Annotated in this window: 16 protein-coding genes; 14 read left to right on the plus strand and 2 right to left on the minus strand. The window is 71.8% G+C overall.

The features are described 5' to 3' along the window. Positions 1 to 196: 196 nt before the first annotated feature. Both ASD62_RS13570 and ASD62_RS13575 read right to left on the minus strand, forming a co-directional pair. Entirely contained in the window at positions 197 to 1,078 is an 882-nt protein-coding gene (locus tag ASD62_RS13570; RefSeq protein ID WP_082553291.1) for an SGNH/GDSL hydrolase family protein, read from the minus strand. Further along, positions 1,075 to 1,752: a uracil-DNA glycosylase gene (locus tag ASD62_RS13575; RefSeq protein ID WP_056916415.1), complete on the minus strand. Its 678-nt coding sequence runs from the start codon at positions 1,750 to 1,752 to the stop codon at positions 1,075 to 1,077. The genes ASD62_RS13570 and ASD62_RS13575 overlap by 4 nt, the downstream gene beginning before the upstream one ends. Positions 1,753 to 1,886: 134 nt before the next feature. Between ASD62_RS13575 and ASD62_RS13580 the strand changes: the two genes are divergently transcribed. The 14 genes from ASD62_RS13580 (at position 1,887) to ASD62_RS20165 (ending at position 13,434) form a co-directional block, all read left to right on the plus strand. Then, positions 1,887 to 2,525, plus strand: a complete 639-nt coding sequence (locus tag ASD62_RS13580; protein ID WP_056916416.1) for an HNH endonuclease family protein — start codon at positions 1,887 to 1,889, stop codon at positions 2,523 to 2,525. An 87-nt stretch (positions 2,526 to 2,612) separates the two neighbouring features. Next, a complete protein-coding gene (locus ASD62_RS13585) occupies positions 2,613 to 3,272 on the plus strand; it encodes an HAD family hydrolase (RefSeq protein WP_056916417.1) in 660 nt (219 codons plus the stop codon). A gap of 9 nt (positions 3,273 to 3,281) precedes the next feature. Beyond that, a complete protein-coding gene (locus tag ASD62_RS13590) occupies positions 3,282 to 4,652 on the plus strand; it encodes a pyridoxal-dependent decarboxylase (RefSeq protein WP_056916418.1) in 1,371 nt (456 codons plus the stop codon). A 167-nt stretch (positions 4,653 to 4,819) separates the two neighbouring features. Continuing rightward, entirely contained in the window at positions 4,820 to 5,110 is a 291-nt protein-coding gene (locus ASD62_RS13595) for a DUF3263 domain-containing protein (RefSeq protein ID WP_200947831.1), read from the plus strand. A 231-nt stretch (positions 5,111 to 5,341) separates the two neighbouring features. Continuing rightward, positions 5,342 to 5,797 carry a GNAT family N-acetyltransferase gene (locus ASD62_RS13600; protein WP_056916420.1) on the plus strand — a complete coding sequence of 152 codons (456 nt, stop codon included), beginning with the start codon at positions 5,342 to 5,344 and terminating at the stop codon, positions 5,795 to 5,797. 118 nt (positions 5,798 to 5,915) lie between these two features. Next, complete coding sequence (locus ASD62_RS13605; RefSeq protein ID WP_369818820.1) at positions 5,916 to 6,167, plus strand: VOC family protein; 252 nt, start codon at positions 5,916 to 5,918, stop codon at positions 6,165 to 6,167. A gap of 4 nt (positions 6,168 to 6,171) precedes the next feature. Further along, positions 6,172 to 7,221, plus strand: coding sequence for a P1 family peptidase (locus tag ASD62_RS13610; RefSeq protein WP_082580818.1), 1,050 nt, complete (start codon positions 6,172 to 6,174; stop codon positions 7,219 to 7,221). Further along, on the plus strand, positions 7,218 to 7,664 hold the full coding sequence (locus tag ASD62_RS13615; protein ID WP_056916421.1) for a hypothetical protein: 447 nt from the start codon (positions 7,218 to 7,220) through the stop codon (positions 7,662 to 7,664). Before ASD62_RS13610 ends, ASD62_RS13615 begins: the two co-directional genes overlap by 4 nt. Before the next feature lie 113 nt (positions 7,665 to 7,777). Next, entirely contained in the window at positions 7,778 to 9,298 is a 1,521-nt protein-coding gene (locus ASD62_RS13620) for an extracellular solute-binding protein (protein ID WP_235530703.1), read from the plus strand. Further along, complete coding sequence (locus tag ASD62_RS13625) at positions 9,273 to 10,184, plus strand: carbohydrate ABC transporter permease (RefSeq protein ID WP_056916422.1); 912 nt, start codon at positions 9,273 to 9,275, stop codon at positions 10,182 to 10,184. Before ASD62_RS13620 ends, ASD62_RS13625 begins: the two co-directional genes overlap by 26 nt. Then, entirely contained in the window at positions 10,181 to 11,050 is an 870-nt protein-coding gene (locus ASD62_RS13630) for a carbohydrate ABC transporter permease (protein ID WP_082580819.1), read from the plus strand. The genes ASD62_RS13625 and ASD62_RS13630 overlap by 4 nt, the downstream gene beginning before the upstream one ends. Continuing rightward, positions 11,050 to 12,162, plus strand: coding sequence for an ABC transporter ATP-binding protein (locus ASD62_RS13635; RefSeq protein ID WP_056916423.1), 1,113 nt, complete (start codon positions 11,050 to 11,052; stop codon positions 12,160 to 12,162). Before ASD62_RS13630 ends, ASD62_RS13635 begins: the two co-directional genes overlap by 1 nt. Continuing rightward, a complete protein-coding gene (locus ASD62_RS13640) occupies positions 12,159 to 13,280 on the plus strand; it encodes a CehA/McbA family metallohydrolase (protein ID WP_157581470.1) in 1,122 nt (373 codons plus the stop codon). The genes ASD62_RS13635 and ASD62_RS13640 overlap by 4 nt, the downstream gene beginning before the upstream one ends. Positions 13,281 to 13,287: 7 nt before the next feature. Then, positions 13,288 to 13,434 carry a hypothetical protein gene (locus ASD62_RS20165; protein ID WP_157581471.1) on the plus strand — a complete coding sequence of 49 codons (147 nt, stop codon included), beginning with the start codon at positions 13,288 to 13,290 and terminating at the stop codon, positions 13,432 to 13,434. Positions 13,435 to 13,475 lie beyond the last annotated feature (41 nt).

Consider the following 13,475-nt stretch of genomic DNA (forward strand, 5'->3'; position numbering starts at 1 on the left):
CGCCGAGGTGAGCGCCCCTGACCCAGCAGTGAGCGCCCCTGACCCAGCAGTGAGCGCCCCTGACCCAGCAGACGTTCCTGCCCTGCGGGCAGGTTGCCACCTACCCCCTCGGCAGCAACGTCTGCTAGCAGAGGTTGCTGCAGACGGGGGGTGGGGGGTGGCGGAGCGGGGGCAGACGGGGGGCGCGGGCGGGAGGTCAGGTATGGCGCTGGGTCGGCTCGACCGGGGTGAGCTCGGATCGCTTCGCGGTCACGGTGTCGCCGGAGGACTCGCCGCGCAGCCGGCGCTGGACCCAGGGGGCGAGGTGCGTCCTGGCCCAGGCGGCGTTGGCGGCCGTCGCCTCCCGGCGGCCCACCGGCGGGAGCGGGGGCAGCGGAGTGCTCCAGTCGGCGCGGTCGGTGTCGTGGCCGAGCGCGGACAGGGCGTTGAGCGCGACGCGGCGGTGGCCCTCGGTGGTCATGTGGATCCGGTCGTCGGCCCACAACCGGAAGTCCTTGAGCGCGTCCATCCCCCACTGGTTGATGACGTAGCAGCCGTGCTGCTGGGCGATGCTGAAGATGTTGGCCGAGTGGATCGCGTGCCGGCCGCGCAGGTGGCGGAGCAGGGGAGCGCCGGACGGGTCGGTCGGGGTCGCGAGCAGGACGTCGCTCCCGGCGGCGCGCAGGCGCACCACCGCGGTCTCCAGCCGGTCGGCGATCGCGTCGAGGTCGGCCTTCGGGCGCAGGATGTCGTTGCCGCCACCCACCATGGAGACCAGGTCGGGCTGCAGCCCGAGCGCGGCCTCCAGCTGGGGTCCGATGACGTCGGCGAGGAGCCGGCCGCGCACGGCGAGGTTGGCGTAGGCGAACTCCCCACCCGACCGGTGCGCGATCCCGGCGAGGTGCTCGGCGAGCCGGTCGGCCCAGCCCACGTAGCTGTTGTCGCGGGAGGGGTCGGCGTCGGACATGCCCTCGGTGAACGAGTCGCCGATTGCCACGTAGCGGTGCCAGACCTTGCCGCCGCTCTCGGGCAGGTGGGTCTCGTTGCCGGGCAGCTCGGTGGCCGCGTCGGTGGTGTGCTCGGCGGTCGGGTCGGTCACGGCAGGCTCCAGTCGATCGGGTCGGCGCCCTGCTGGGCCAGGAGCTCGTTGGCGCGGCTGAACGGGCGCGAGCCGAAGAACCCCGAGTGGGCCGACAGGGGTGAGGGGTGCGCGCTCTCGACGGACGGGACGTCCCCGAGGTGCGGCACGAGGTTGCGGGCGTCGCGACCCCAGAGGATCGCGACGAGGGGGCCACCGCGGTCGACGAGGGCCGAGATGGCCTGCGCCGTCACGGTCTCCCAGCCCTTGCCGCGGTGGCTCGCCGGCTTGCCGGGGTGGACGGTCAGCACGCGGTTGAGCAGCAGCACGCCGCGGTCGGCCCACGGCGACAGGTCACCGGTGCTGGGTCGCGGCAGGCCGAGGTCGGTGCCGAGCTCCTGGTAGATGTTGGCCAGGCTCCGGGGCACCGGCTGGACGTCCGCGGCCACCGAGAACGACAGCCCCACGGCGTGACCGGGGGTCGGGTAGGGGTCCTGCCCCACGATGAGCACGCGGACGGCGTCCAGCGGCTGCTCGAACGCCCTGAGCACGCGGTCCCCGGGCGGCAGGTACCCGCGTCCCGCAGCCACCTCGGCCCGGAGGAACTCGCCCATCGAGGCCACGGTGCCGGCCACCGGCTCGAGAGCCTTCGCCCACGAGGGGTGGACGAGCTCGGGAAGGGCTGCGGGCGGCATACCCAGAAACGTATCCCTGCCGTCGCACACCGGCACAGTTGACCCGGGCCTTGCCGAACCCGCACCGAATCCGGACCGCGTGTTGGCCGCGGAGTTGCCCACGGCGCAACGGGTTCGGGTCAGTCTCGCTGGTCATGACCTCCCCCTCCTCCCTCCTGCGCGCTGCCGCCGCGGCCACCCTCGCCCTCGCCGCGCTCCCCGTCGCGGCCTCCGCCGCCTCCGCCCTCCCGCCGCCGGCCCCGACCGTCGCTGACTCCCGTGACCAGCTCGCCACCCTGACCGTGGCGCCCGAGGACAACGCGGGGTGCGACCGCACGCTCTTCACGCACTGGATCACCATCAGCGGGACCTGCGACACCCGCGAGACCGTCCTCAAGCGCGACGGCTCCGGGGTGGTGACCGACTCGGCGTGCAAGGCGACCAGTGGTTCCTGGACCAGCGTCTACGACGGCGTGAAGACGACCGATGCCTCGACGTTCGACATCGACCACGTCGTGCCGTTGGCCGAGGCGTGGGGTTCGGGCGCGAGCGGGTGGACGTCGACGGATCGCAAGAACTTCGCCAACGACCTCGTCCGACCCCAGCTCATCGCGGTGTCCGCCTCGAGCAACCGCAGCAAGGGTGACCGCGACCCGGCCGAGTGGCAGCCGACGAGCGCGACGTGGAAGTGCGAGTACGTCCGCGAGTGGATCAACGTGAAGTACTACTGGGACCTCGACGTGGACAGCGCCGAGAAGGCCGCGGTGGAGGACATGCTCGACACCGACTGCTGAGCCGACTGCTCGACCCCACGGCTCGAGCTGCACCGCGGGAGTCGCACCGCGCGAACCGCGCCGTCGCGGCCTGCCTAGGCTGTCCGGGTGACCTCGCTGCGCTGGCCCGTCGTGCTGTTCGACTTCGACGGCACCCTGGCCGACACCATCCCGCTCATCGTCGCCTCCTACCGCCACGCCCTGACGTCCGTGCTCGGTGAGTCCGCGCACGACGACGAGGTGCGCTCGTGGATCGGGCGCCCGCTCCAGCCGGTGCTCGAGGAGCGCTACCCGGGTCGCGGGGCCGAGCTCACCGACGTCTACCGCACCTGGAACCTCGCCAACCACGACGAGCTGATCCAGACCGTCGACGGCATCCCCGAGCTGCTCGACGACCTCCACGCCGCCGGGGCCCGCACCGGGGTGGTGTCCTCGAAGAAGGCCGAGACCGTCGAGCTCGGCCTGCGTGCCGTGGGTCTCGCCGAGAAGATCGATGTGCTCGCCGGCCAGGAGGCCACCCCGCTGCACAAGCCCGACCCGGCGCCCCTGCTGTATGCCGCGCAGCGCCTCGGCGCGGCCCCCTCCGACTGCGTGTACATCGGTGACGCCACCGTGGACGTCGAGGCGGCGAGGGCGGCCGGCATGGGGGCGCTCGCGGTCACCTGGGGTGCTGGGATGCGCTCGGAGCTGGAGGCCACCGGCCCGCACGCGGTCGTCGACGACGCGGTCGGCCTGAGGGCCGAGCTGCTGGGGTCCGCCCGGCCCTAGACTCGCCGCGTGCACGGCTACAGCGACCAGCAGCTAGAGATCCTCGGCGATGCGATCCTCGCCTACTCCGCCGACCGGTTGAAGCTCGACCCGGTCCCCCTCGACGGGCCACGGACGCTCGCCGAGCTCGACGCGGCCGCCGGGATGACGATCACCCCGGACGGCATCGGCGGCCTCGCCGCGCTCAAGCTGTTCGAGGAGGACCTCGCCCCGGCGTGCATCTCCACCGACCACCCGCGCTACCTGTCCTTCATCCCGTGCGCGCCCACCGAGGCCTCGGCCATGTTCGACCTCGTCGTCGGGGCCTCGTCGATCTACGGCGGCTCCTGGCTCGAGGGAGCCGGCGCCGTGTACGCCGAGAACCAGGCGCTGCGCTGGATCGCCGACCTCGTCGGCCTCCCCGACAGCGCCGGCGGCGTGTTCGTGCCCGGCGGCACGATCGGCAACCTCTCCGCGCTGGTGGCGGCCCGTCACACCGCCCGGATGGAGGCCACCCAGCAGGGACGCCGTGGCGATGGCTCCAGGCCGTGGCGCGTCGCGGCGACGCACGGCGCGCACTCCTCGATCCAGTCGGCGTGCGACGTGATGGATGCCGAGTTCGTCGGGGTGGAGGTCGACGACATGGGCCGGCTCACCGGGCCGGCGCTGCGCGAGGTGCTCCTCGAGCACGGGCCCGAGACGTTCTTCGCCGTGGTCGCCACGTCGGGCACGACCAACTTCGGGATCGTCGACGACCTCGAGTCCGTCGCCGCGGTCTGTCGGGAGTTCGGGATCTGGTTCCACGTCGACGGTGCGTACGGCGGCGCCGGCCTCGCCGCGCCCTCGGTGCGCCACCTCTACGAGGGGATCGAGCACGCGGACTCGTTCATCGTCGACCCCCACAAGTGGCTCTTCGCCCCTTTCGACTGCTGCGCCCTGCTCTACCGCGAGCCCGCCCTGGCCCGGGCCGCGCACACCCAGCACGCGTCCTACCTCGACGTCCTCACCGAGGCCGCCGACTGGAACCCGACCGACTACTCGGTCGGCCTCACCCGTCGCGCCCGTGGGCTGCCGTTCTGGTTCAGCCTCGCCACGCACGGCACCAAGGCCTACACCGAGGCCGTCGAGCGGACCCTGGCGGTGACCCGGTTCGCCGCGGAGGAGATCGGTCGCCGTGACTACGTCGAGGTCCTGCGCGAGCCCGACCTGTCGGTCGTGGTGTTCCGCCGGATCGGCTGGACGCCGTCGGACTACCAGCGATGGTCGGACCGCCTGCTCGAGGAGCAGTTCGCGTTCGTGGTGCCCACGTCGCACGACGGGGAGACGCTGACGCGGTTCGCGATCGTCAACCCCAAGACCTCCGAGGACGACATCAGCGCCATCCTCGACACCATGGCCTGAGCTCGTCCCGGGCCCGGCGGGAGGCTCGGTGGAGCATCTGTGGGGTGCGTGTGACAGGTGTGACCGAGCACGGAAAGTCGTCGGGCACGGCTCGCCGAACAGAATGACAAGCGTGTGATTCCCTCCGTATAGTTGCCCCTGCAAGGCACCGTCACGAAGGGTCGAGAGTGAACGCCGCACACGAGCAGGATCACGTCAGCGCCGCCGCAGGGCTGAGCGAGCGCGATCGCGAGATCATCGCCTTCGAGCGGCAGTGGTGGAAGTACGCCGGGGCCAAGGAGCAGGCCATCAAGGAGCTCTTCGACATGAGCGCCACCCGCTACTACCAGGTGCTCAACGCCCTCATCGACTCTCAGGCCGCCCTCGAGGCGGACCCCATGCTCATCAAGCGCCTGCGCCGACTGCGCGCCTCGCGCCAGCGCGCCCGCAGCGCCCGACGGCTCGGCATCCAGCTGTAGCCGGTCCCCCAGACACAGTCACGCCCGTCCAGAATCGACTGGACGGGCGTCGCTGTGTCCGCGGACCCTCGCCGCCCGCGCAAAGCGGGTGTCGCTCGGCGAACCGGGTGTTATTTGTGCCGGGTTTGCCGAACGACACCCGCTTTGCGGGGCAGGGCGGCAGGGGAGGACGGTATGGCGCCTGCGCGGCTCTGCGCGCGCCATACCGTCTCCGCGTGCTTGACTGCCGCCGTGACCGACGTGCGCACGCGCCCCGCGGGACCTGACGACGCCCTGGTCGTGGCCGGCCTGACGCTGCAGTGCGCGCTGCACCGGGGCGGCACCCCCGAGCCGGGCTTCCTCGACCGGTTCGCCCGGGCCTGGTCGGCCCAGGTCCGCATCCGCCCGGCGTGGATCGCCGAGGTCGGCGACCAGCACGCGGGCTACCTGCAGGCGGCTGTCGTGCCGGCCCTGCCGTGGCCGGGGCGCAGCGACGCGGCAGGCGTCCTGCTCGTCGACACCTTCTTCGTCCGTCCGACGCACCGGGGCCTGAGCGTGGGGGAGTTCCTCCTGCGCGCTGCCGTCGACTGGTCCCGGGCACAGGGCCTGACCGAGGTCCGGATGACGGCGGGGAAGTTCACCCGGCCGATGGTCGAGCGGGTGGGGTTCGTCGCCCACGACGCCGCCCACCACCTGGAGCTGTCGTGAGAGAGGGGCTGAGGATCGGGTCGATCGTCGTGCACGTCGCCGACGTCGCCCGGGCGATGGCTTCTGGGCGCCCGCACTGGACTACGAACCGCGGGACGAGCCCGAGCCCGACTGGGTCATCCTGCGACCTCGTGAGGGTCGGTCCGGCCCCAACCTCTCCCTCGACGGCGTGGGTGCCGACCCGCCCCAGTTCCCCGAGATCCACCTCGACCTCTACGCCCGCGACCAGGGCGCCGAGGTGGAACGCCTGGTCGCCCTCGGTGCCCGCCGGGTCGAGGACTGGCCCTACCCCGACGAGCCGCACGACTTCGTCGTCCTGCAGGACCCGGACGGCAACCGGTTCTGCGTCGTCGACGCCTCCGAGGACTGAGCCCGTGCGACCCGGCCCGACCAACTCCCTCACCGACGTCCCGGGAATGCGGGTCGGCCACGCCACGCGCACCGAGCCCGGCTGGCTCACCGGCACGACCGTCGTCCTGGCTCCCGGTGCCGGGGCGGTCGGTGGCGTCGACGTCCGCGGCGGGGCCCCGGGCACGCGCGAGACCGACCTGCTCGACCCGCGCAACCTCGTCGACCGCGTCAACGCCGTCGTGCTCACCGGTGGGAGCGCCTTCGGCCTCGCCGCCGCGGACGGAGTCGTCCGACGCCTGTATGACGCCGGTGTCGGGTGGCCGATGGGGGCGCCGGGGCAGGTGGTGCCGATCGTGCCGGGTGCGGTGCTGTTCGACCTCGGGCGGGGTGGCGAGTTCGGGAACGCCCCCGGTGCCGTCGACGGGGCTGCGGCCTTCGACGCGGCAACCGCTGGGGCGGTCGTCCAGGGCTGTGTCGGGGCCGGTACCGGTGCCAGGGTCGGGGGCCTCAAGGGCGGCGTCGGCTCGGCCAGCGCCGTGCTCGCGGACGGCACCACCGTGGCCGCCCTGGTGGTGGTGAACGCGATCGGTACGGCCGTCGACGACCGGACCGGGGAGCTCTTCGCGACCCGCTTCGGGCTCGACGGGGAGTTCGCCGACGTCGGGGCGCCGGCAGCGTCGGAGCTGGACGCGGCCCGGGAACGTGCTGCCGCGGCACACCAGGGGCAGCCCGTCCGGCCCGGCACGGCCACGACGATCGGCGTCATCGCGACGGACGCCGTCCTCACGAAGGCCCAGTGCCAGAAGGTCAGCGGGTTGGGCCACGACGGGCTCGCGCGGGCGATCCACCCGGTCCACACCCTGCTCGACGGTGACACGCTCTTCACCCTCTCGACGGGGGAGCGCCCAGCGCCCGACCTCCCGTCCCTGCACGCGCTCATGGTGGCGGCCGGTGACTGCGTGACGCGGGCCGTCGCGCACGCCGTCCTCGCCGCGACCTCGGTGGACAACGGCACGGTCGACCTGCGGTCCTACCCCGATGCCTTCCCGTCGGCTGTCAGGATGGGGCGATGAGCAACGACTGGAGCACCCCCGAGGGAATCGCCGCCATCAAGGACGCGCTCGCCGCGACCATCGAGGGGTGGGTGGCCCCGGTCGCGTACGGCGTGGGGATCAGTCCGGCGTCGAGCTCGCCGGAGCGGGAGTTCCCGCACGTGAACGGACCCGGAGGGACGCACGGCCTGCCCGCCGTCGTGCTCGCGAAGATCGTCGGCCACGCCCACGGCACCCAGACCTATGACCTGTCCAGGGCGCAGGTCGAGGCGGCCGTCGAGACGCTGGCCCCGGCGGAGGCCTGCACGTCGATGGACCACCCCAACCTCGCCGCCCTGCGGACCGTCCTCGCCGAGCTCGAGTCCAACCCGGCGCGCGAGGCGCAGGTCGTGTTCGTCGGCGACCTGGACGACCCGGTGTCGTCGGAGGCCGACGCCACCCTGCGCACCCTGGTGCAGTCGTAGTCGTCCGACCGAGGGTGGTCGTGGTCGGGGGCCGTGGCTGGCTGTCGCGGTCGTTCGTCACCATTTGACCTGACAAAGCACGAGATTGTCAGCGTGGACCGTTTCGTCCCACTGTGGAAGGGTTGCTGACGCAGGTCAACGAGGACCTGCAGTCGGTGCAGACAGCCCCCTGGCCCGTGCCGACGTCCGAGCCCGGAGGTCCCCCGATGCGTCTCTCCCGCCGTGCCGTGCTGCTGACCAGCGGTACCGCCCTGTCCCTCGTCCTGTCCGGGTGCGTGGGCGCCAAGGACAACAGCACCACCGCAGACCCCAAGGCGAACGCCGACGCCAAGGTCGTCACGCTGACCATCAGCGCGAACGACGTCGTCGGCGGCAAGAACGCCGCCGAGGCCGCGTGGATCACCGACAGCGTGATCCCCGGGTTCGTCGCGGCGCAGAAGGCCAAGGGCGTCACGGCGAAGGTGACGTTCAACGGGTCCGGCGTCGAGGACGAGCAGTACAAGACCAAGCTCGAGCTCAACCTCAAGACCGGCAGCGGCGCCGACGTGTTCGCCGCCGACGGCATCTGGCTGGGCGAGCTGGCCAGCGCCGGGTACGTCCAGCCGCTCGACACCGTCGTCGGCGACACGGCCAAGAAGTGGGACGGGTGGACCCAGATCTCCAAGGCGGTCCAGCAGAACCTCACCTTCAAGGACCAGCTCTACGGCATCCCCAACGGCACCGACGGCCGGGTGCTGTACTTCAACAAGACCCTCTTCGCCAAGGCCGGCCTGCCCACCGACTGGCAGCCGAAGTCGTGGGCCGACATCCTCAGCGCCGGCCAGGCGCTGAAGAAGCTCTCCGGGGTCACCCCGATCCAGATCAACGCCGGTGTCCCGATGGGTGAGGCCACGACCGCCCAGGGGTTCCTCCCGCTGCTGGCCGGCACGGGTCAGCCGCTCTACGACGACTCCGGTGCGAAGTGGCAGGGCGCGACCGCCGGCGTGAAGGACGTCCTCGGCTTCTACACGTCGATCTACGGAGGTGGCCTGGGGGACCCGAAGGTGCAGCAGGACAAGGCCGGACGCGACCAGTCGTTCGCCGACTTCAGCAAGGACAAGATCGGCATCCTCGCCGAGGGCGACTACTTCTGGCGCTCGGTCATCTGCCCCAGCACCACCGACTGCGCGACCACGGCCATGCCGAAGCGCAACGACGTCGTCGGGTGGGCCAAGATCCCGGCGATGGCGCCGGGCAAGGGCGTGAACGGCCAGGACTTCGTCAGCGTCTCCGGTGGCGCCGGCTGGATGCTCAACCCGAAGACCAAGTACCCCCAGCAGGCCTGGGAGCTGATGGCGTGGATGTCCTCGGCGCAGATGCAGACGGCACTGTCCAAGGCCCAGATCCGCATCTCTGCGCGCGCCGACGTCAACGCCCAGACGCTGACCGACGACCCGCTGCTGAGCTTCATCTCCAAGGAGGTCCTGCCGATCACGACCTACCGGCCCTCCGACGAGAAGTACAACGAGGTCTCGCTGGCCATCCAGGAGGCGACCGCAGCGGTGGTGAGCGGGAAGTCGCCCGACGAGGCCGCAGCCACCTACCAGTCCGCCCTCCAGAAGGCCGTCGGTGCCGACCACGTCTCCGGGAGCTGACAGCGACGTCGTCGGGCTCGGCCGTGGCCGGGCGATGGCGTTCGTCGCGCCCGCGCTCGTCCTCGTCGGGGTGTTCCTCGTCTTCCCGGCGGCGTGGACCATCTACCTCGGCCTGCTCGACTACAGCCTCAGCGGTTCCGGCGCCAAGGCACCCACCTTCGTCGGGCTCGGCAACTACGTCACGGCGCTCGGGGACCCGGCGTTCACCAAGTCGCTGTACCTCACCCTGCTCTACGTCGGGTTCTCCGCGGTCGTGGGGCAGAACGTCCTCGGCTTCCTGCTCGCGTGGTTCTTCCGGACCACCCGGCCGGCCATCCGCAACACGCTCAACGTCCTGGTCCTGCTCGCCTGGATCCTGCCGGGCTCGGTGGTCGCCTTCCTCTGGCAGGCGTTGCTCGACCGGCGCGACGGCACCCTCAACGCCCTGCTCGGCACGACCGACATGGCGTGGGCGCTGGACCACCCGATGGCCGTCATCATCATCTTCAACATCTGGCGTGGCACGGCCTTCTCGATGCTGCTCTACTCGGCCGCGCTCAACACCGTCCCGCGCTCGCACCTCGAGGTGGCGCGGATGGCGGGAGCCAGGCCCTGGCAGCAGCTGCGGGACGTGGTGCTCCCGACCGTGAAGCGGCACGTCCTGACCAACACGCTGCTCATCACGCTGTGGACCTTCAACGACTTCTCGCCCTACCTGCTCACCGGGGGCGGTCCCGACAACGAGTCCGAGATCCTCCCGGTCTACATCTACAAGGAGGCCATCATCGGCGGCCACCTCGGCTACGGCTCGGCGATCTCGTTGCTGCTCCTGCTGGCCAACCTCGTCATCGCCGTGGTCTACATCCGGTTGCTGCGCAACGGCAGCGACAAGGAGGCGACCGCATGAGCGCCGCGACGGCGACCCACGCCCCCTCGGCCCGTCCCGCCGCCAACCCGGCGCGGACCATCGCGGCCCGGTCCCTCGGCTACGCAGGTCTGTGCGTCCTCGTGGTGTTCTTCGCGCTGCCCCTGCTGTGGCTGGTGCTGACGCCGTTCTCGCCGACCCCGTCGTACCGGGCGACCCTGTCCGGGTTCACGTTCGGCAACTTCGACAAGCTCTTCGCGAACCCCCAGACGTGGCCGTCCATCCGCAACTCGCTCGTCCTGGCGATCGGCTCCTCGGTGCTGGTGATCGTCCTCGCGGCGCTGGCGGCATACGCCCTCTCGCGGGTGCGCATCCCGGGACGCGACCAGCTCCTGTACGCCCTCCTGCTCCTCAGCTCCATCGTCACGGGGACGGCAGCGATGGTGCCGATCTTCCTCATGCTGTTCCAGCTGGGGATCATCGACCGGCAGTTCGGGGTGGTGCTCGTGCTGTCGGGCGGCCTGCTGCCGGCGGCGGTCTTCATGCTCAAGGACTTCGTCGACTCCATCCCGAAGTCCTACGAGGAGTCGGCCCGCGTCTTCGGCGCCTCACCCGGTCAGATCCTGCGCCACATCGTCCTGCCCGTGATCCGCCCCGGTATGGCGACGGTGGGGGTCTGGGCGCTGGTCCAGGTCTGGGGCAACTTCCTCGTCCCGTACGTCCTGCTGTCCGCTCCGGCGAAACAGCCTGCGGCAGTGGTGATGTACACGTTCTACGACGCAGGCGGCCAGCCGAACTTCTCCCTCATCTCGACGTTCGCGCTCGTGTACTCCGTGCCCGTCGTCGTGCTGTACCTCGTCGTGAACCGCCGCTACGGGTTCGCCTTCCAAGGAGGAATCAAGGGCTGATGGCCTCAGTGACACTGACCGGACTGGTCAAGGAGTACCCCGGCGGCGTGCGTGGCGTCGACGGCGTGGACGTCGAGATCGGCGACGGCGAGTTCTTCGCGCTGCTCGGGCCGTCGGGCTGCGGCAAGACCACCTTGCTGCGCACGCTCGCGGGGCTCGAGGCAGCGACCGAGGGATCGGTCCGGATCGGCGACCGCGACGTCACGCGGCTCGATCCGGGGGACCGGGACGTCGCGATGGTCTTCCAGGACTACGCCCTCTTCCCCCACATGACGGTGACCGACAACGTCGCCTACCCGCTGCGGATCCAGAAGGTCGCCAAGGCCGAACGCGAGTCACGGGCGCGCGAGACCGCCGAGGGGCTGAGCCTGGGTGCGTTGATGCAGCGCCGTCCGGCACAGCTGTCGGGCGGCCAGCAGCAGCGGGTGGCCCTGGCCCGCGCCATCGCCTGCCACCCGCAGGTGTTCCTCTTCGACGAGCCCCTGTCCAACCTCGATGCGCGCCTGCGGCTCGAGGCGCGCACCTTCCTCAAGCAGCTGCAGAAGTCGCTCGGCGTCACCACCGTCTTCGTCACCCACGACCAGGCGGAGGCCCTGGCGATGGCCGACCGGATGGCGGTCATGGAGTCGGGGCGGATCCGCCAGATCGGGACGCCGCGCGAGGTGTTCCAGCGTCCAGCCAACACGTTCGTGGCCAACTTCATCGGCGCCACCCCGATGAACCTGCTCGACGCCCAGGTGGTCGACGGACGCCTCGACCTCGGTGGGTTCACCCTTCCCGTCCCCGACGGCTTCGCGGTCGGTGAGGGCGACAAGGTCGTGTACGGCGTGCGCCCCGAGTACGTCCTTGCCTCACCCGGGGATCGTGAGGGGGTTCCCGGGCGGGGTGAGGCCAGCCACCCGAAGGTTTCCGGAATGCGTGGCACGGTCAGTGCCGTCGAGAACCTCGGGGTCAACGTGCTCGTGACGGTGGACGCCGGGGAGCAGGCGGTCCGCGCGGTCGTCCCGGAGTCCGAGGAGCCCGGACTCGGCGACACCATCGACCTCGCCCCGGCGCCCGGCCGGGCCCTGCTCTACCGCGCCGACGGGGACGGCGAGCTGATCGGGTCGTGATCCGTCACGCCGGGACCTGGACCCCGGACGACCGCGCCGGGTCCGTCTGGCAGTACCTGCCGTTCGAGGTGTCCGCGTCGACCGCGGGGGTGCGCGTGACCCTCGACTTCGACCGGTCCCACGGCGCGGGCGGCGTGCTCGACCTCGGTCTCGTCGACCCGCAGGGCTGGCGCGGCTGGTCCGGCGGCGCGCGCAGCGTCGTGGAGATCGGTCCCGGCTCCAGCACACCGGGCTACCTCGACCGGGGTCTGCCGACAGGGGAGTGGCAGGTCGTCCTCGGCCTCCACCGCCTGCCGGCCCAGGGCCTCCCGTGGCAGGTCGTCGTCGACACCGACGCCACGGTGGTCGACTCCTCGGTGGTCGACTCTGCGGTGGTGGGCTCTGCGGTGGTCGACTCCCCGGGCGCGTGGTCCGGCCCCCGGTCTCCCGTCCCACCTCGTCGGCCGCGGCGTGACCTCCCGGCGGTGGACGGCCTCACCTGGCGGGCCGGGGACTGCCACGCCCACACGGTCCACTCCGACGGTGCGCTCACGATCGACGAGCTCGCGGCGCTGACTGCCGGTCGGGGCCTGGACTTCCTCTGGGTCACCGACCACAACACCACGAGCCACCACCCGTTCCTGGCCGAGGCGGGTGCGCGCCACGGGATCGAGCTGCTGCCCGGCCAGGAGGTGACCACGGCCGACGGCCACGCGAACGCGTTCGGCGACATCGGCTGGGTCGACTTCCGGCGCCCGGGCGGGGAGTGGGCGGCCGACGTGACGAGCCGCGGCGGGCTGCTGTCGGTCAACCACCCGGTGTCCGGGGACTGCGCCTGGCGGCACCCTCCGCCCGCCTCAGCCGGTGGCGCGCCGACCTCGCCCGCCCCGGCGGCGGAGGTCTGGCACTCGTCGTGGACCGACCGCACCGACGGCGGCCCGTTGGCCTGGTGGATCGCTGCCGGGAGCCCGCTGCCGTTGGGGGGGCAGCGACTTCCACCGTCCCGGTCACGACGCGGCCCCCGGATCGCCCACGACGTGGGTGGCATGCGAGGACGGCGACGTGCTCGGCGGGATGCTCGCGGGCCGCACAGCGGTCTCGGCCGGCCCGGACGCGCCGCTGCTCCTGCGGGTCGGTGACGAACTCGTGGCGATCGATGCCGACGGCACGATGCTCGTCTGCCCGGATGGTCGCCGGTCGCCGGTCCGTGGTCGCCGTGCCATCGTCGGAGGCCACGAGGGCCACCACCTCCTCGAGCTCACCGACCGCACCGTCGTCGCCATCGCCGCCTGACGACCGCCCCCGCCCGCCCCGTCCCGCCCGCTGGACCCCGC

Origin of the sequence: Phycicoccus sp. Root563 (genome assembly GCF_001427915.1) — a bacterium.
GTDB lineage: Bacteria > Actinomycetota > Actinomycetes > Actinomycetales > Dermatophilaceae > Pedococcus.

Excerpts from the sequence above, each read along its gene's own strand:
- ASD62_RS13575 (WP_056916415.1), bottom strand. The coding sequence starts at position 1,752 with ATGCCGCCCGCAGCCCTTCCCGAGCTCGTCCACCCCTCGTGGGCGAAG.
- ASD62_RS13580 (WP_056916416.1), top strand. The coding sequence starts at position 1,887 with ATGACCTCCCCCTCCTCCCTCCTGCGCGCTGCCGCCGCGGCCACCCTC.
- ASD62_RS13615 (WP_056916421.1), top strand. The coding sequence starts at position 7,218 with ATGAGCAACGACTGGAGCACCCCCGAGGGAATCGCCGCCATCAAGGAC.
- ASD62_RS13630 (WP_082580819.1), top strand. The coding sequence starts at position 10,181 with ATGAGCGCCGCGACGGCGACCCACGCCCCCTCGGCCCGTCCCGCCGCC.
- ASD62_RS13635 (WP_056916423.1), top strand. The coding sequence starts at position 11,050 with ATGGCCTCAGTGACACTGACCGGACTGGTCAAGGAGTACCCCGGCGGC.